General features: G+C 52.1%; 16 protein-coding genes. 12 read left to right on the top strand and 4 right to left on the bottom strand.

Annotated features, from left to right (window positions below):
* The first annotated feature begins 3 nt into the window (after positions 1-3).
* The 9 genes from murD (at position 4) to lpxC (ending at position 10440) form a co-directional block, all read left to right on the top strand.
* A complete protein-coding gene (gene murD / locus A7983_RS03930; protein WP_005975231.1) occupies positions 4-1320 on the top strand; it encodes a UDP-N-acetylmuramoyl-L-alanine--D-glutamate ligase in 1317 nt (438 codons plus the stop codon).
* Positions 1320-2522 (top strand): cell division protein FtsW, encoded by a 1203-nt coding sequence (gene ftsW / locus A7983_RS03925; RefSeq protein ID WP_005975230.1) that lies wholly within the window; start codon positions 1320-1322, stop codon positions 2520-2522. Before murD ends, ftsW begins: the two co-directional genes overlap by 1 nt.
* Complete coding sequence (gene murG / locus A7983_RS03920) at positions 2519-3610, top strand: undecaprenyldiphospho-muramoylpentapeptide beta-N-acetylglucosaminyltransferase (RefSeq protein ID WP_005975228.1); 1092 nt, start codon at positions 2519-2521, stop codon at positions 3608-3610. The genes ftsW and murG overlap by 4 nt, the downstream gene beginning before the upstream one ends.
* A 62-nt stretch (positions 3611-3672) precedes the next feature.
* Positions 3673-5133, top strand: coding sequence for a UDP-N-acetylmuramate--L-alanine ligase (gene murC, locus A7983_RS03915; RefSeq protein WP_039478363.1), 1461 nt, complete (start codon positions 3673-3675; stop codon positions 5131-5133).
* 8 nt (positions 5134-5141) lie between these two features.
* Complete coding sequence (locus tag A7983_RS03910) at positions 5142-6062, top strand: D-alanine--D-alanine ligase (protein ID WP_005975223.1); 921 nt, start codon at positions 5142-5144, stop codon at positions 6060-6062.
* A gap of 1 nt (position 6063) precedes the next feature.
* Positions 6064-6888 carry a cell division protein FtsQ gene (gene ftsQ, locus A7983_RS03905; RefSeq protein WP_005975221.1) on the top strand — a complete coding sequence of 275 codons (825 nt, stop codon included), beginning with the start codon at positions 6064-6066 and terminating at the stop codon, positions 6886-6888.
* Between the two features lie 53 nt (positions 6889-6941).
* A complete protein-coding gene (ftsA, locus tag A7983_RS03900; RefSeq protein WP_005975219.1) occupies positions 6942-8198 on the top strand; it encodes a cell division protein FtsA in 1257 nt (418 codons plus the stop codon).
* 68 nt (positions 8199-8266) lie between these two features.
* Positions 8267-9418 (top strand): cell division protein FtsZ, encoded by a 1152-nt coding sequence (gene ftsZ, locus A7983_RS03895; protein ID WP_005975217.1) that lies wholly within the window; start codon positions 8267-8269, stop codon positions 9416-9418.
* 104 nt (positions 9419-9522) lie between these two features.
* On the top strand, positions 9523-10440 hold the full coding sequence (gene lpxC / locus A7983_RS03890) for a UDP-3-O-acyl-N-acetylglucosamine deacetylase (RefSeq protein ID WP_039278868.1): 918 nt from the start codon (positions 9523-9525) through the stop codon (positions 10438-10440).
* Positions 10441-10452: 12 nt separating this feature from the next.
* Here lpxC and A7983_RS03885 read toward each other — a convergent pair whose 3' ends face one another.
* Positions 10453-10980, bottom strand: a complete 528-nt coding sequence (locus tag A7983_RS03885; protein ID WP_005975213.1) for a DUF721 domain-containing protein — start codon at positions 10978-10980, stop codon at positions 10453-10455.
* Between the two features lie 26 nt (positions 10981-11006).
* Here A7983_RS03885 and secM point away from each other — a divergent pair, with 26 nt between their 5' ends.
* From secM to mutT, 3 genes are all read left to right on the top strand, one after another.
* Positions 11007-11522 (top strand): secA translation cis-regulator SecM, encoded by a 516-nt coding sequence (secM, locus tag A7983_RS03880; RefSeq protein WP_005975211.1) that lies wholly within the window; start codon positions 11007-11009, stop codon positions 11520-11522.
* A 111-nt stretch (positions 11523-11633) separates the two neighbouring features.
* Complete coding sequence (gene secA / locus A7983_RS03875; protein WP_039478356.1) at positions 11634-14336, top strand: preprotein translocase subunit SecA; 2703 nt, start codon at positions 11634-11636, stop codon at positions 14334-14336.
* Positions 14337-14425: 89 nt separating this feature from the next.
* On the top strand, positions 14426-14821 hold the full coding sequence (gene mutT / locus A7983_RS03870; RefSeq protein ID WP_005975207.1) for an 8-oxo-dGTP diphosphatase MutT: 396 nt from the start codon (positions 14426-14428) through the stop codon (positions 14819-14821).
* A 44-nt stretch (positions 14822-14865) separates the two neighbouring features.
* Here mutT and yacG read toward each other — a convergent pair whose 3' ends face one another.
* From yacG to coaE, 3 genes are read right to left on the bottom strand one after another with little or no spacing between them, the layout of a single operon-like run.
* Positions 14866-15060, bottom strand: a complete 195-nt coding sequence (gene yacG, locus A7983_RS03865) for a DNA gyrase inhibitor YacG (RefSeq protein WP_005975205.1) — start codon at positions 15058-15060, stop codon at positions 14866-14868.
* Between the two features lie 56 nt (positions 15061-15116).
* Positions 15117-15869 carry a cell division protein ZapD gene (zapD, locus tag A7983_RS03860; RefSeq protein WP_005975204.1) on the bottom strand — a complete coding sequence of 251 codons (753 nt, stop codon included), beginning with the start codon at positions 15867-15869 and terminating at the stop codon, positions 15117-15119.
* The gene (gene coaE / locus A7983_RS03855) at positions 15862-16488 is read right to left on the bottom strand and encodes a dephospho-CoA kinase (protein ID WP_005975202.1); all 627 of its coding nucleotides are present in this window, start codon (positions 16486-16488) and stop codon (positions 15862-15864) included. Before coaE ends, zapD begins: the two co-directional genes overlap by 8 nt.
* Positions 16489-16769: the final 281 nt, after the last annotated feature.

Raw genomic sequence — 16769 nt, 5'->3', positions numbered from 1 at the left:
GACATGGTGGACTATCAGGGTAAAAAAGTCGTCATTATCGGGTTGGGTCTGACCGGGCTCTCCTGTGTTGATTTCTTTCTCGCGCGCGGTGTCGTACCGCGCGTGGTGGATACCCGTATCAGTCCACCGGGTCTGGATAAGCTGCCGGAACAGGTGGAACGGCATCTTGGCAGCCTGAATGAAGATTGGCTGATGAATGCGGATTTGATCGTCGCCAGCCCCGGTGTTGCGTTGGCGACGCCGATTCTGTGTGACGCCGCTGATGCTGGTATTGAGATTGTTGGCGATATTGAACTGTTCTGTCGTGAAGCGCAGGCCCCGATTGTGGCGATTACCGGTTCGAACGGCAAAAGCACGGTGACAACGCTGGTCGGTGAAATGGCGCGCGCTGCAGGCTGGCAGGTGGGCGTCGGTGGCAACATTGGCCTCCCCGCGTTGCAGTTGCTGGAACAGCCCGCTCAGCTTTATGTCCTGGAGTTATCAAGTTTCCAATTGGAAACGACGAGTAGCCTGCACGCCGCTGCGGCTACCATTCTGAACGTAACGGAAGATCACACCAACCGTTACCCGTTTGGTCTACAGCAGTACCGGGCGGCGAAATTGCGTATTTATGAACACGCGGATTTGTGTGTTGTGAATGCTGATGATGCGCTGACCATGCCGGTTCGCGGTGCGGATGCACGCTGTCGCAGTTTTGGCGTTGATGTCGGCGATTATCATCTCAACCGCCAGCAGGGTGAAACCTGGCTGCGTGTAAACGGTGAACGTGTGCTCAACACCCGTGAAATCAAGCTGGTCGGGCAACATAACTACACGAATGCATTGGCGGCGTTGGCGCTGGCTGATGCCGTGAAGATCCCGCGGGCTTCTGCGCTGGCGGCATTGACGGCATTTACCGGGTTACCGCATCGTTTCCAAATGGCCTTTGAGCGCGATGGCGTGCGGTGGATCAATGATTCTAAAGCCACCAATGTGGGCAGCACCGAAGCAGCATTAAGCGGTTTGGTTGTCGACGGCACGTTGCATTTGTTACTCGGTGGTGATGGAAAATCTGCCGACTTCTCGCCGTTGGTGCCGTATTTACAGGGTGAGCGTATTCGTTTGTATTGCTTTGGTCGTGATGGTGCACAACTGGCTGCATTGCGCCCGGAAATTGCCGCACAGACAGACACAATGGAACAGGCGATGCGCGTCATCGCTGAACGCATTAAGCCGGGTGACATGGTGCTGCTGTCGCCAGCTTGTGCAAGCCTGGATCAGTTTCGCAGTTTTGAACAGCGAGGTGATGAGTTTGCTCGCCTTGCGAAGGAATTAGGTTGATGCGGTTCTTTGGGCTGGCGTTTATCGAACGCGTCAAAAGCTGGGTTATGGGGACACGCGAAAGCGATACGCTGAGCATCGTTCTGTACGATAGAACGCTCGTGTGGTTGACGCTTGGGCTCGCCATTATTGGTTTTGTTATGGTGACGTCTGCTTCTATGCCTGTCGGGCAACGTCTTGCCAGCGACCCGTTTTTGTTCGCGAAGCGTGATGCGATTTATCTGGGGTTAGCGTTTGGCTTGTCGTTAATTACGCTGCGTATCCCGATGGAAATATGGCAACGCTATAGTCCGGTGCTGTTATTGCTCGCGATGGTCATGCTGCTGGTTGTACTCGCTGTGGGAAGTTCGGTTAACGGTGCGTCTCGCTGGATTTCTCTGGGGCCGTTGCGCATCCAGCCTGCGGAATTATCCAAGCTGGCGCTGTTTTGCTACCTGTCCAGCTACATGGTGCGCAAGGTTGAAGAAGTACGAAATAACTTCTGGGGATTTTGCAAACCGATGGGCGTGATGGTGGTATTGGCGGTGCTGCTACTGGCTCAGCCTGACCTCGGTACGGTGGTGGTACTGTTTATTACGACGCTGGCGATGCTGTTTCTGGCCGGAGCCAAGATGTGGCAGTTTCTGGCGATCATCGGTTCCGGTGGATTTGCCGTTGGGCTTCTGATTGTCGCTGAACCTTACCGTATGCGGCGTGTGACGTCTTTCTGGAATCCGTGGGATGATCCGTTCGGCGACGGCTACCAGTTAACACAATCTCTGATGGCGTTTGGACGCGGTGAGTTCTGGGGGCAAGGGCTGGGGAATTCAGTGCAGAAATTGGAATATCTGCCGGAAGCGCATACCGATTTCATTTTCTCTATTTTAGGTGAGGAACTGGGGTATATCGGTGTGGTTTTGGCGTTGTTAATGATATTCTTCGTCGCTTTTCGCGCGATGTCTATCGGAAAGCGGGCGCTGGAGATCGATCAGCGTTTTTCAGGCTTTCTGGCGTGTTCGATCGGTGTCTGGTTTAGCTTTCAGACGCTGGTGAACGTAGGCGCAGCGGCGGGGATGCTGCCGACGAAAGGGTTAACGCTACCGCTAATCAGTTATGGTGGTTCCAGTTTACTGATTATGTCGACGGCGATTGTTTTGTTGTTACGCATTGATTTTGAAACGCGCCGGACAAAAGCGCAGGCGTTTACGAGAGGTGCCCGATGAGTGGCGAAGGCAAGCGTTTGATGGTGATGGCTGGCGGCACGGGTGGACATGTCTTCCCTGGGCTGGCGGTTGCGCATCATCTGATGGCGCAGGGCTGGCAGGTTCGCTGGTTAGGTACTGCGGATCGTATGGAAGCCGATTTGGTGCCTAAGCATGGTATCGAAATTGATTTTATCCGCATTTCTGGCTTGCGTGGCAAAGGTATTCGGGCGCAGTTAAGCGCGCCGATTCGTATTTTTCAGGCAGTACGTCAGGCGCGGGCGATTATGCGCCGTTACCAGCCTGATGTGGTGCTGGGCATGGGCGGTTATGTTTCTGGCCCCGGTGGTCTGGCTGCCTGGCTGTGCGGCATTCCGGTCGTACTGCATGAGCAGAATGGTATTGCAGGGCTGACCAACCGCTGGTTATCCCATATCGCTAAAAAGGTATTGCAGGCGTTTCCGGGCGCGTTTCCCAAGGCAGATGTCGTGGGTAACCCGGTAAGAACCGATGTGTTGGCATTACCAGCACCGGAAACACGATTAGCCGATCGCTCAGGCCCTGTGAGGGTGCTGGTTGTTGGTGGTAGTCAGGGTGCAAGGGTGCTGAACCAAACGCTTCCCGGTGTGGCAGAGCAGTTGGGTGAGCGTATTACGATTTGGCATCAGGTCGGTAAAGGTGCGTTATCAACCGTTCAGCAGGCTTATCAGAATGTTGGGCAGACGCAGCACAAGATTACTGAGTTTATTGATGACATGGCGGCAGCCTACGCGTGGGCAGACATCGTGGTATGCCGTTCCGGTGCCTTGACCGTCAGTGAAATCGCGGCGGCTGGGTTACCTGCACTGTTTGTGCCGTTTCAGCATAAAGATCGGCAGCAGTACTGGAATGCGCTGCCGCTGGAAAAGGCTGGCGCGGCAAAAATTATTGAGCAGCCACAGTTTAGCGTGGCGGCAGTCAGTGAGGTGCTGTCCGGTTGGGATCGCACAACTTTGCTGGCGATGGCGCAAAAAGCCCGCGCAGTGGCGATTCCAGATGCAACCGAACGGGTTGCGGCGGAAGTCAGTGCAGCGGCAGGCAGTCGGGTCACAGATGTGGCTCATGGTTAATTAATACAACGTTGTCGGGTAGAAGACTGGCCGGCGACGTTACAAGGTAGCGATAGAATAAAGTGAATACTCAACAACTGGCGAAACTACGTTCAATCGTGCCCGAGATGCATCGCGTCCGGCACATACACTTTGTCGGCATCGGCGGTGCTGGCATGGGTGGTATCGCCGAAGTGTTGGCCAACGAAGGTTATGAAATTAGCGGTTCCGATCTGGCACCGAATGCGGTGACGCAACAGTTGACCGAACTTGGCGCGCAGATTTATTTCCACCACCGTGCAGAGAACGTTCTGAACGCCAGCGTGGTGGTGGTATCAAGTGCGATTACGGCGGATAACCCAGAGATTGTCGCTGCGCATGATGCACGGATTCCGGTGATCCGTCGTGCCGAAATGTTGGCGGAACTGATGCGATTTCGTCATGGCATTGCGATCGCGGGTACGCATGGCAAGACGACGACAACGGCGATGGTCACCAGTATTTATGCTGAAGCGGGATTGGACCCAACGTTTGTGAACGGCGGTTTGGTGAAAGCAGCGGGAACGCATGCGCGTTTGGGCTCAAGCCGTTACCTGATCGCAGAAGCAGATGAAAGCGATGCGTCCTTCCTGCATTTGCAGCCGATGGTGGCGATTGTAACCAACATTGAAGCCGACCATATGGACACCTATCAGGGCGATTTTGAGAACCTGAAGCAGACGTTCATTAATTTCCTGCACAACCTGCCGTTTTATGGTCAGGCCGTGATGTGTGTGGATGATGAGGTAATCCGTGAGCTGCTGCCACGTGTTGGTCGTCACATCATTACCTATGGTTTTAGCGACGATGCTGATGTGCGAATTGCTGGATATCGTCAGACTGGCGCACAAGGGCACTTTACGCTGGAGCGGAAAGATAAACCGTTGCTGAACGTTACGCTGAATGCGCCGGGGCGTCACAATGCGCTGAATGCAGCGGCGGCGGTTGCCGTGGCGACCGATGAAGGCATCGACGACGAGTCGATTCTGCGCGCGCTAGAACGTTTTCAGGGCACCGGGCGTCGCTTTGATTTTCTCGGCGAGTATCCGCTCGAATTAGTCAATGGACACAGTGGCACCGCGATGTTGGTCGATGATTATGGCCATCATCCGACTGAGGTTGATGCTACGATTAAAGCCGCACGCGCTGGCTGGCCAGATAAGCGGTTAGTTATGATTTTTCAGCCACATCGCTATACGCGCACCCGTGATTTGTACGACGACTTCGCGCATGTGCTATCGCAGGTTGACGTGTTGCTGATGCTGGATGTGTATTCCGCTGGAGAATCGCCGATTCCGGGCGCAGACAGCCGTTCACTGTGCCGTACCATTCGCGGAAGAGGTAAGATTGATCCGATTCTGGTGACGGATGTGGATACTTTACCGGAACTGTTGTCACAGGCGCTGCGAGGTGAAGACCTGATCTTGGTTCAGGGAGCCGGCAACATCGGTAAACTGGCGCGTAAACTGGCTGATTCCAGATTACAGCCGCAGATAAGTGAATGAGGAACATCATGACTGAGAAAGTTGCCGTATTGCTTGGTGGAACCTCTGCTGAACGTGAAGTGTCGTTACTTTCCGGTCAGGCGGTTTTGGCTGGCCTGAAAGAAGCGGGCATCAATGCGCATGCGGTCGATACCCGTGACTTCCCTGTGACGAAATTGAAGGAAGAAGGCTTTACCCGCGTTTTCATCGCCTTACATGGTCGTGGTGGTGAAGATGGCACATTGCAGGGTGTTCTGGAATTTCTGGGGCTGCCTTATACCGGTAGCGGCGTGATGGCATCCGCACTGACGATGGATAAGCTCCGTACCAAACAGGTGTGGCAAGCGGTCGGATTACCGGTATCGCCTTACGTGGCATTGGATCGTCGGCACTATTCAGAAACGGCAGCAAACGAATTGCTGGCGAAGTTCACTCATCTTGGGTTGCCGCTGATCGTCAAACCAAGCCGTGAAGGTTCCAGCGTTGGCATGAGCAAAGTGAATGCGCTTAGTGAGTTGCCTGCGGCATTGGAAGAAGCATTCCGTCATGATGACGATGTTCTGGTCGAGAAATGGCTGAGTGGCCCAGAGTATACCGTTGCTATCTTGGGTGATGAGGTATTGCCGTCTATTCGCATCCAGCCTGCGGGGACGTTTTACGATTATGAAGCGAAGTATTTGTCGGACGATACGCAGTATTTCTGCCCAAGTGGTCTGCCGGACGATCAAGAGCAGGCGTTAGCGGTACTGGCGATGGCGGCTTACCGTGCGGTGGATTGTAGCGGATGGGGACGCGTCGATTTTATGTTGGATAGCGATGGTGCTTTCTATTTGCTTGAGGTGAATACGTCTCCAGGGATGACGAGCCACAGCCTGGTTCCTATGGCGGCGCGTCAACGTGGTCTGACTTTTTCGCAACTGGTCGTGAAAATTCTGGAGCTTGCTGGCTGATATGTCGCAGGCAGCGCTGAATACACGCGGACGAGAGCCTGAACCGAAAGGAACACGTCGCAGTAATGGAGGCCAATTGGCAGGAATCATTTTCCTGCTGATGGTGATAGGGACGATCGTCTGGGGAAGCTGGATTGTGGTGGGGTGGATGAAAGACGCCAGCCGCCTGCCGCTCTCTCGTATGGCAGTGACAGGGGAAAGGCAGTACACCACCAATGACGATATTCGTCAGGCGATTTTGTCGTTGGGGTCGCCGGGAACGTTCATGACACAGGATGTGAACGTGATCCAGCAGCAGATCGAACGTCTATCATGGATCAAACAGGCCAGCGTGCGTAAGCAGTGGCCGGACGAATTAAAGATTCATCTGGTTGAATATGTGCCGGTAGCGCGTTGGAATGATCAGCTACTGGTTGATGCGGAAGGAAATTCGTTCACTGTCCCCGCCGAACGCGTTGGTAACCGTAAGATGCCGTTGCTATATGGCCCAGAAGGCAGTGAAACAGAAGTATTGGAAGGCTATCGCATCATGAGTCAGACGCTAGCCGCCGGAAAGTTTACGTTAAAAACGGTAGCGATGAGTGCGCGGCATTCGTGGCAACTGGGATTAGACGATGATACTCGCCTCGAATTGGGGCGGGACGATAGGGCTAAACGTCTGCAACGCTTTATCGAGCTGTATCCGCTGTTGCAGCGGCAGGCTCAGAGCGAGAACAAACGTATTAGCCATGTAGATTTGCGATACGACAGCGGGGCCGCGATAGGTTGGGCTCCAGCTTTGCTTGATCAACAACATGTTGATCGGCAACGAGTTGGTCAGCAATAAGACATTGATCAGCAACAGAACAGTAACCAGAAACAGGCACAGGCTAAACAACAATGATCAAGTCGACAGACAGAAAACTGGTAGTTGGGCTGGAAATCGGTACAGCAAAAGTGGCTGCGCTGGTAGGGGAAGTCCTGCCCGATGGCATGGTCAATATTATTGGCGTAGGCAGTTGTCCGTCACGCGGAATGGATAAAGGCGGCGTAAACGATCTGGAATCGGTCGTTAAGTGTGTTCAACGCGCGATTGATCAAGCGGAGTTAATGGCAGACTGTCAGATTTCTTCTGTGTATCTGGCGCTATCGGGAAAACACATCAGTTGCCAGAATGAAATAGGAATGGTGCCTATTTCAGAAGAAGAGGTGACGCAGGAAGACGTAGAAAGCGTGGTGCACACCGCTAAATCGGTGCGCGTGCGCGATGAACACCGCGTTCTCCATGTAATTCCGCAAGAATATGCGATCGATTATCAGGAAGGGATTAAAAACCCAGTGGGCTTATCCGGCGTGCGTATGCAGGCGAAAGTCCACCTGATAACCTGCCATAACGATATGGCGAAGAATATTGTTAAAGCCGTTGAACGCTGTGGTTTAAAAGTCGACCAACTGATTTTTGCGGGGCTGGCTTCCAGCTATGCGGTTCTGACAGAAGACGAGCGTGAACTGGGCGTGTGCGTCGTTGATATCGGTGGCGGCACAATGGATATCGCGGTCTATACCGGTGGTGCATTGCGACACACGAAAGTGATTCCTTATGCAGGCAATGTAGTTACGAGCGATATTGCCTACGCATTTGGCACGCCGCCGACGGATGCCGAAGCGATTAAGGTGCGCCATGGCTGTGCATTAGGCGCGATCGTCGGCAAAGATGAGAATGTGGAGGTTCCGAGTGTTGGAGGACGTCCACCCCGCAGTCTGCAAAGACAGACACTGGCGGAAGTGATTGAACCACGTTACACCGAGCTGTTGAACTTGGTGAACGATGAACTTTTACAGTTGCAGGAGCAGTTGCGTCAACAGGGCGTGAAACACCATCTGGCGGCAGGGATTGTGCTGACGGGCGGTGCCGCGCAAATAGACGGTCTGGCGGCTTGTGCGCAGCGTGTGTTCCATACACAGGTGCGTATTGGACAACCAATGAATATAACAGGGCTGACGGATTACGCCCAAGAGCCTTATTACTCAACGGCGGTTGGGTTACTGCATTACGGAAAAGAATCTCACCTGGGTGGTGAGCATGAAGTCGAAAAACGTGCCTCAGTGAGCAACTGGTTCAAGAGAATCAATAGCTGGTTGAGGAAAGAATTTTAATTTTATCAAAGAGATCACCTGGCACAGTTTTATGATCTCGCAGTTACAGGCACAAACGGAGAGAAATTATGTTTGAACCAATGGAATTAACCAACGACGCGGTGATTAAAGTCATCGGCGTCGGTGGCGGCGGTGGTAATGCCGTCGAACACATGGTGCGCGAGCGCATCGAAGGCGTTGAGTTCTTTGCGGTCAACACGGATGCGCAGGCATTACGTAAAACAGCGGTTGGCCAGACGATTCAGATCGGTAGCGGTATCACAAAAGGTCTGGGTGCAGGCGCTAACCCGGAAGTTGGCCGTAATTCGGCTGAAGAAGATCGTGAAGCACTGCGTTCAGCGCTGGAAGGCGCGGACATGGTGTTTATCGCCGCAGGTATGGGCGGTGGTACAGGGACCGGCGCTGCACCGGTTGTGGCTGAAGTAGCCAAAGACCTGGGTATTCTGACCGTCGCTGTGGTGACCAAGCCTTTCAACTTTGAAGGCAAAAAGCGTATGGCGTTTGCGGAGCAAGGTATCGCCGAGCTGTCTAAGCACGTTGATTCGCTGATCACCATTCCAAACGATAAGCTGCTGAAAGTACTGGGGCGTGGTATTTCCCTGCTGGATGCATTTGGTGCAGCAAATGACGTACTGAAAGGCGCAGTACAGGGTATTGCCGAGCTGATCACGCGTCCAGGCCTGATGAACGTCGACTTTGCAGACGTGCGTACCGTGATGTCCGAAATGGGTTATGCCATGATGGGCTCCGGCGTTGCACGCGGTGAAGACCGTGCAGAAGAAGCGGCTGAAATGGCGATCTCCAGCCCACTGTTGGAAGATATCGATCTGTCCGGCGCGCGTGGCGTGTTGGTCAACATCACGGCGGGCTTTGACCTGCGTCTGGATGAGTTCGAGACGGTAGGTAACACTATCCGTGCATTTGCATCTGACAATGCGACTGTGGTGATTGGTACGTCGCTTGACCCAGAAATGAATGATGAACTGCGTGTGACGGTTGTTGCGACGGGTATCGGCATGGACAAACGTCCTGAGATTACTCTGGTGACGAACAAGCAGGCCAGCCAGCCTGTGATGGATCATCGTTACCAGCAACACGGTATGACGCCGCTGGCGCAGGAAAAACCGGCTGCTAAAGTGGTTAACGACCAGAATCCGCAGACAAATAAAGAGCCAGACTATCTGGATATCCCGGCGTTTCTGCGTAAGCAGGCAGACTAATTTGCTGCCAGATAACGTTGGAATCTCCGCTCTTTGTGCTAAACTGTGCCACCGAGCCTGGTCTATACTAGGTCGGTAGGTTCAGTAACATGCGAGATAAAATGATGATCAAACAACGTACATTAAAACGTATTGTTCAGGCGACTGGTGTCGGGTTACATACCGGCAAGAAGGTCACGTTGACCATGCGTCCTGCACCGGCAAATACCGGGGTCATCTATCGCCGCACAGACTTGAATCCCCCGGTTGATTTCCCGGCTGATGCAAAATCCGTGCGTGATACCATGCTCTGTACTTGCCTGGTTAATGAGCATGACGTGCGTATTTCTACGGTGGAGCATCTTAACGCTGCGCTTGCAGGGTTGGGCATTGACAATATTGTCATTGATGTTGACGCGCCAGAAATTCCAATTATGGATGGTAGCGCCAGCCCGTTCGTTTACCTGCTGTTAGATGCGGGTATTGAAGAGCTGAATTGTGCCAAGAAATTCGTACGTATCAAACAGCCAGTTCGCGTTGAAGATGGTGATAAGTGGGCCGAAATGAAACCGTTTAACGGTTTTAGCTTGGATTTCACTATCGACTTCAACCACCCGGCGATTGATGCGGGCAACCAGCGCTATCGTTTGGATTTCTCTGCTGATGCGTTTGTTCGCCAGATCAGCCGTGCGCGTACCTTCGGCTTCATGCGCGATATCGAATACTTGCAGTCTCGTGGGTTGTGCCTGGGCGGCAGTATGGATTGTGCCATCGTCGTTGACGATTACCGCGTGTTGAACGAAGACGGTTTGCGTTTTGAAGATGAGTTTGTCCGCCATAAAATGCTGGATGCCATTGGCGACCTGTTTATGTGTGGCCACAACATCATTGGTGCGTTTTCTGCATTTAAATCTGGCCATGCCCTGAACAACAAACTGTTGCAGGCTGTGCTGGCAAATCAGGAAGCGTGGGAATACGTGACCTTTGAAGACGAAGCTGAAATGCCACTGGCATTTAAAGCACCGTCTATCGTGTTGGCGTAACGCCTGAAGTCGTCACTTCTTATTACGACTGGTTTTACTGGTACTCTCTCCGGCCAGCGAAGCCAGTCGTTCTAATATCTTTCTAAGTTTTTCCGGGCTGTTGCCTGCTAACGTCCTCAATGTTTCCGCGCTTTGCTCACTCAACTGACGCAACGGTTTGCTGTCGGCACTCTCCGTTACTGAAATGCTACTATTTTTCACGATTTCATGCCCTTTTGCGGCAAGCGTTGGATTAATCCTGATGTCGATTGAAGCCAATGATGGTAGTATTTGTGCGCGTAATGCAGAGAGCAGCGCAGGTTGTTCGTAACGTAACCGCATCAGCCAACTGGCGTTGGCGGTTTCCAGTATCAGTAAGCCTTGTCGGTAATTAGCGACGCGGCACCATGGGTGCAACGGTGCAGGCAGTAATCCGCGGACGGCACGGTTGAGTTTTAATAAGGCGATAGCGCGCTGTTGCACATCTTGTAGCGGGCCTTTACCCGACATGGATGCGCTATCAAACAGAAATTCCAGTGATTGTGGGCGGCTATCACGCATAGACCTGGCTCCGGTGGATGTTACTCGTGATTGGTATTCTAAATCGTTGGCGACAATTTGGCAGACGTTATTTCTGGCCGCATCTCTTATTAGGGATGGTCGCGGCGAGTCTTGGTCTGCCGACAAGCCTGAACGACTCACAGGATATTGCCTCACTCCCTAATTCAAGTTCCAGTGTTAGTCGCCAAAATAACGTATCGCTGAGCCTTACCGATCTGGTGGCGCTGAAAGAAGCACATCGACGCTCGTCCTACAGCGTTGATTACTGGCATCAGCATGCGATTCGTACTGTCATCCGTCACCTTTCTTTTGCATTGACGACGCCACAGACGGTCAATGCCCAGCAGGCTGACGAGCTGGAACCGCATTCTCTGGTTTTGCTGGATACGCTAAATGCGCTGCTGACGCAGGATTCCCAGTATCCCTTTGTGATCTCCCCCCATGCTGGGCGAGTCACTTTTTATCCTCAGGCACATCATCAAATCGGTATTTGGCTTGCCCAAATTCGCGGCATCCGTGCAGGACCCTCTCTTCTCAGTTGAACGTGTAATGGATAATTAGCGGAAGAAATTTATTCCGTTTTCTCTGAGTTTCTCAGGTTTTCGATGTTGTGTTGCCACTGGATACGTGGCACTTGTGAGATTAAAATTATTATGGTCATGAATATCCTAACCAAAATTTTTGGTAGTCGTAACGATCGTACTCTACGCCGTATGCGTAAAAATGTTGATGTTGTTGGTCGGTTAGAGCCAGAAATGGAAAAACTTTCAGATGAGGAACTGCAAGCGAAAACGCTGGAGTTCCGTGCTCGTCTGGAGAAAGGTGAAACGCTGGAAAACCTGCTGCCAGAAGCCTTCGCTGTGGTGCGTGAATCTAGTAAGCGTGTATTTGGCATGCGTCATTTCGACGTGCAGCTTCTTGGCGGTATGGTGTTGAACGAGCGGTGCATTGCGGAGATGCGTACTGGTGAAGGTAAAACGCTGACGGCAACCTTACCGGCGTACTTGAATGCGTTGACTGGCCGTGGCGTGCACGTGGTTACCGTGAACGATTATTTGGCACAGCGTGATGCCGAAAATAACCGTCCGCTATTTGAATTCCTTGGCCTGAGCGTCGGTATTAACCTGCCAGGAATGCCTGCTCCGGCGAAGCGTGAAGCCTATGCCGCAGATATTACCTACGGGACCAATAACGAATACGGCTTTGACTACCTGCGCGACAACATGGCATTCAGCCCGGAAGATCGCGTACAGCGCAAACTGTACTACGCGCTGGTGGATGAAGTTGACTCCATCTTGATCGATGAAGCACGTACACCGCTGATCATTTCTGGTCCGGCTGAAGACAGCTCTGAGCTTTATATCAGCGTCAATAAAATTATCCCTCATCTGATCCGTCAGGAGAAGGAAGATTCGGACACCTTCCACGGTGAAGGCCACTTCTCTGTTGATGAGAAAGCACGCCAGGTTAACCTCACCGAACGCGGTCTGGTTCTGGTGGAAGAACTGCTGGTGAAAGAAGGCATTATGGAAGAGGGAGAATCGCTGTACTCCCCGACGAACATTATGCTGATGCACCATGTGACCGCCGCACTGCGCGCGCACGTGCTGTTTACTCTCGATGTGGACTACATTGTGAAAGACGGTGAAGTTATCATCGTTGACGAACACACGGGGCGCACCATGCAGGGACGTCGCTGGTCCGATGGTCTGCATCAGGCCGTGGAAGCGAAAGAGAAGGTGGCCATTCAGAATGAAAACCAGACGTTGGCTTCCATTACCTTCCAGAACTACTTTCGGCTGTACGAAAAACTGGCAGGTATGACGGGTACGGCAGATACCGAAGCGTTCGAATTCAGCTCTATCTATAAGCTGGATACGATTGTGGTGCCGACCAACCGTCCGATGATCCGTAAAGATTTGCCTGATCTGGTCTACATGACCGAACAGGAAAAAATCGATGCCATTATTGAGGATATCAAAGACCGTTCCGTAAAAGGCCAGCCGATTCTGGTCGGTACGATCTCCATTGAAAAATCCGAAGTGGTTTCTCTGGCGCTGGAGAAAGCGGGCATTAAACACAATGTGTTGAATGCGAAGTTCCACGCCATGGAAGCCGATATCGTTGCTCAGGCGGGTCAGGCGGGTGCTGTCACTATCGCAACCAACATGGCTGGTCGTGGTACGGACATCGTATTAGGCGGTAGCTGGCAAACAGAAGTGGCGCATCTGGAGAATCCAGATGACGGGCAAATTGCAGAAATCAAAGCCGCTTGGAAAGTGCGTCATGATGCCGTACTGGCTGCGGGTGGTTTGCACATTATCGGTACAGAGCGCCATGAATCTCGCCGTATTGATAACCAGTTGCGTGGCCGTTCGGGCCGTCAGGGGGATGCGGGTTCATCACGCTTCTATCTGTCGATGGAAGATGCGCTGATGCGTATTTTTGCCTCCGATCGTGTTTCTAACATGATGCGTAAGCTGGGTATGAAACCGGGTGAAGCCATTGAGCACCCGTGGGTCACCAAGGCGATTGCTAACGCACAGCGTAAAGTGGAAAGCCGTAACTTCGATATTCGTAAACAACTGCTGGAATACGACGATGTAGCGAGCGACCAACGTCGTGCGATCTACACGCAGCGTAACGAACTGCTGGACGTCGCTGATATCAGCGAAACCATCACTAGTATTCGTGAGGATGTGTTTAAAGCGACTATCGACAGCTATATCCCGCCGCAGTCTCTGGAAGAGATGTGGGATGCGGAAGGACTGGAACAGCGCCTGAAGAACGATTTCGATCTGGATATGCCGATCAAGGCATGGCTGGATAAAGAGCCTGAACTGCATGAAGAAACGCTGCGTGAGCGTATTTTCCAGCAGGCGCTTGAAATTTATTCTCGCAAAGAAGAAGTGGTTGGCAATGAAGTCATGCGCAACTTCGAGAAAGGTGTGATGTTGCAGACGCTGGATTCATTGTGGAAAGAGCATCTGGCGGCAATGGATTATCTGCGTCAGGGCATCCATCTGCGTGGCTATGCACAGAAAGATCCGAAACAAGAATATAAGCGTGAATCATTCTCTATGTTTGCTGCGATGTTGGAATCACTGAAATATGAAGTGATCAGCACGCTGAGCAAAGTCCAGGTGAGAATGCCGGAAGAAATCGAAGCGTTGGAGCTGCAACGCCGTGAAGAAGCTGAACGTTTGGCGCGGCAGCAGCAACTGAGCCATCAGGAAGAAGATAGCCTGAATACCGGTTCACCCGCTCATGCAGACCGTAAAATTGGGCGTAACGATCCTTGCCCATGCGGCTCAGGCAAGAAATATAAGCAGTGCCACGGTCGCTTACAGAAATAATGGGCTGCTAATCCAGTGAGTAATAGGTGATAAGTGCAAAGGCGGTCATTGACCGCCTTTTACTTGGTAAGCATTTGATAGGAATTGTCATGACGCAAAAACAGTTATCCGTCGCAGTGGGAATCATCCGCAATGCGGAACAGCAATACTTCATTGCTCGTCGTCCTGATGGCGTTCATATGGCAGGGATGTGGGAATTTCCTGGCGGTAAAATTGAAGCGGGCGAAACGCCAGAGCAGGGGCTGATTCGTGAACTGTTCGAAGAAACGGGTATCGACGCTAGCGCACCGCAGCCGCTAAATAACAAAACATTTTCTACGCCGGAGAGAATCATCACGCTTCATTTTTTTCTGGTTGAAACATGGCTGGGGGAACCCTATGGCCGGGAAGGTCAGGAATCTCGCTGGGTGAGCGTAGAAGAATTACGCGAGGAGGAATTTCCGCCAGCGAACGCGGAGATGATCCGCTGGCTGAAATCGCTTTAATCTAGATTTGCCTGTCTGAAAGATGTTACTGCGAAACGTGGCTGTTAGCGCGTTTCGCTCCAGTCATCACTATCAGAAACCATATCATCACTCGGAATGCGTTTTTCTTCGTCAGCCCATTCACCCAAATCGATGAGCTGACAACGTTTGCTGCAAAATGGGCGATAGATGCTGTTCTCATCCCAGATGACCGCCTGCTTGCAGGTGGGGCACTTCACCGTTGTAATCTCTGTTGTCATAAAATTCTTTTCACTCTATTTGGTGCTGAATGCGTTTTCGTTTATCGGGGCTGTGTCTAACAGCAGGCCAGTTCAAACGTTAAACGAGGGGGAATATGGCCGTTTTCGCTATCCAATGGTAGAAAACGGATGGCATAGCGTGTCTTATGGCCGGATATTTGCGGATAGAGTTGATGTACCTGTTCAAGACGCAAACGTAGCAGGTCTGCATCAGAGGCATTGTCCTGAAAGAAGCCATTCAGGCTGGTTTGTGGGCGGAATGTGCCGGAGTGACGGATCAGTTCCAGAATCATATCCAATGCTTGTTTGAGCGGCGACAAGGAGCTAAGCCAGCCATAAACCAATTTCTCACGCAGCTCCTGAGGCTGGTGCAGCCAGCTATGTAGTGTCGGCAAGTCGAAACTGCAGCACCCGCCGGGAATACCGAGTCGCTGGCGGACCATGCCAATCAGTCGATCTTCCCGTAAGAACTGCCCCATCCGCGGTGCCGCCATCAGTGTGCCGGCCAGATCTTTCAACTGGCGTCGCAGTGTGTGGATCCGCTCCATGTCAACGCCCGGCACATCACTCCATTGCAGCAATTTTTGCTGTTGGCGCTCCAGTTCTTTCAGCAACTCGGTACGCACATCTCCACGTTCTAGTACATCAAGCAGCTCGGCGATGGCTCGAAAAAATGTCAGTGCGCCCCCCATATCGGTCAGGGAGTGGTTTTGATGCAACTGCTGCAATAATGATTCGATACGCAACCAGGTACGCGTTTTTTCGTTCAGCGGATATTCAAATAAAATGGTTGAGGAGGCGTCACTCATTCTTAGTCATCCTGTCGGTTGCGTAGGCGGCTAGATCCAAATAGTGGCGGTGTAATGCCGCAACCTGTGGAGCTAGTTCGTTTGGGCAACGACTGTTATCAATAATATCATCAGCATAAGCCAGGCGCTGTTCTCGGGTTACCTGTGCTGCCAGTATGTTTTCTGCTTGCTGCCGACTGATGCTATCGCGGGCCAGTGTGCGTTCAAGCTGTGTGTCTCTGTCTACATCAACGACCAGAATACGCTGTGCTCGCTGTTGCAACCCATTCTCCACCAGTAACGGGACGACCCACAGAATATACGGTGTGGACATGGCACGAAACTGGGCCTGTGTTTCCTGATGGATCAACGGATGGAGCAAATTATTCAGCCACTGTTTCTCCTCTGATGAGGAAAAGATTCGGTGACGTAGTGCGGCGCGGTTTAATGAACCATCGGTATTGAGCACAGCATCGCCAAACCGGAGCCTGATGGCATCCAGTGCGGGTTTCCCAGGTTCGACTACCTGACGCGCGATGATATCCGCGTCAACGATAGTGGCCCCTAATTTGGCAAATTCATCGGCGACGGTGCTTTTCCCGCTGCCGATACCGCCCGTTAAGGCTACGATGTATGTCATTGCACTCGTGCTGAAAAGTTAACATTTCGATTATCTTCAAGGGTGAGGAGTACATTCCCATCCCCCGAATCCGATCAGGCATAAACCGCTGTTTGCTTCACACTATCACTCTGCTGGGCGATAGGTAAATTTTTCTGATTTTATCCCAAATAAAGTGAAAATCGCAGTCTTGCCGCAGGATTATTCCTGCGTATGATAACGTCACTGGTAAAGGGCATTATTTTTTCAAACACGATTATGCTCAGTAGTGATACTGAATATATTGCCGTCACTAACCAGGA

Origin of the sequence: Pectobacterium wasabiae CFBP 3304 (assembly GCF_001742185.1) — a bacterium.
GTDB classification, from domain to species: Bacteria; Pseudomonadota; Gammaproteobacteria; order Enterobacterales; family Enterobacteriaceae; genus Pectobacterium; species Pectobacterium wasabiae.
The sequence above is the reverse complement of the archived record's forward strand: the minus strand, read 5'-3'. Positions and strand labels throughout refer to the sequence as shown.

Coding starts and splice junctions, on each gene's coding strand:
- murD (WP_005975231.1), top strand. CDS start 4: ATGGTGGACTATCAGGGTAAAAAAGTCGTCATTATCGGGTTGGGTCTG.
- ftsW (WP_005975230.1), top strand. CDS start 1,320: ATGCGGTTCTTTGGGCTGGCGTTTATCGAACGCGTCAAAAGCTGGGTT.
- murG (WP_005975228.1), top strand. CDS start 2,519: ATGAGTGGCGAAGGCAAGCGTTTGATGGTGATGGCTGGCGGCACGGGT.
- A7983_RS03910 (WP_005975223.1), top strand. CDS start 5,142: ATGACTGAGAAAGTTGCCGTATTGCTTGGTGGAACCTCTGCTGAACGT.
- ftsQ (WP_005975221.1), top strand. CDS start 6,064: ATGTCGCAGGCAGCGCTGAATACACGCGGACGAGAGCCTGAACCGAAA.
- ftsA (WP_005975219.1), top strand. CDS start 6,942: ATGATCAAGTCGACAGACAGAAAACTGGTAGTTGGGCTGGAAATCGGT.
- ftsZ (WP_005975217.1), top strand. CDS start 8,267: ATGTTTGAACCAATGGAATTAACCAACGACGCGGTGATTAAAGTCATC.
- lpxC (WP_039278868.1), top strand. CDS start 9,523: ATGATCAAACAACGTACATTAAAACGTATTGTTCAGGCGACTGGTGTC.
- A7983_RS03885 (WP_005975213.1), bottom strand. CDS start 10,980: ATGCGTGATAGCCGCCCACAATCACTGGAATTTCTGTTTGATAGCGCA.
- secA (WP_039478356.1), top strand. CDS start 11,634: ATGGTCATGAATATCCTAACCAAAATTTTTGGTAGTCGTAACGATCGT.
- mutT (WP_005975207.1), top strand. CDS start 14,426: ATGACGCAAAAACAGTTATCCGTCGCAGTGGGAATCATCCGCAATGCG.
- yacG (WP_005975205.1), bottom strand. CDS start 15,060: ATGACAACAGAGATTACAACGGTGAAGTGCCCCACCTGCAAGCAGGCG.
- zapD (WP_005975204.1), bottom strand. CDS start 15,869: ATGAGTGACGCCTCCTCAACCATTTTATTTGAATATCCGCTGAACGAA.
- coaE (WP_005975202.1), bottom strand. CDS start 16,488: ATGACATACATCGTAGCCTTAACGGGCGGTATCGGCAGCGGGAAAAGC.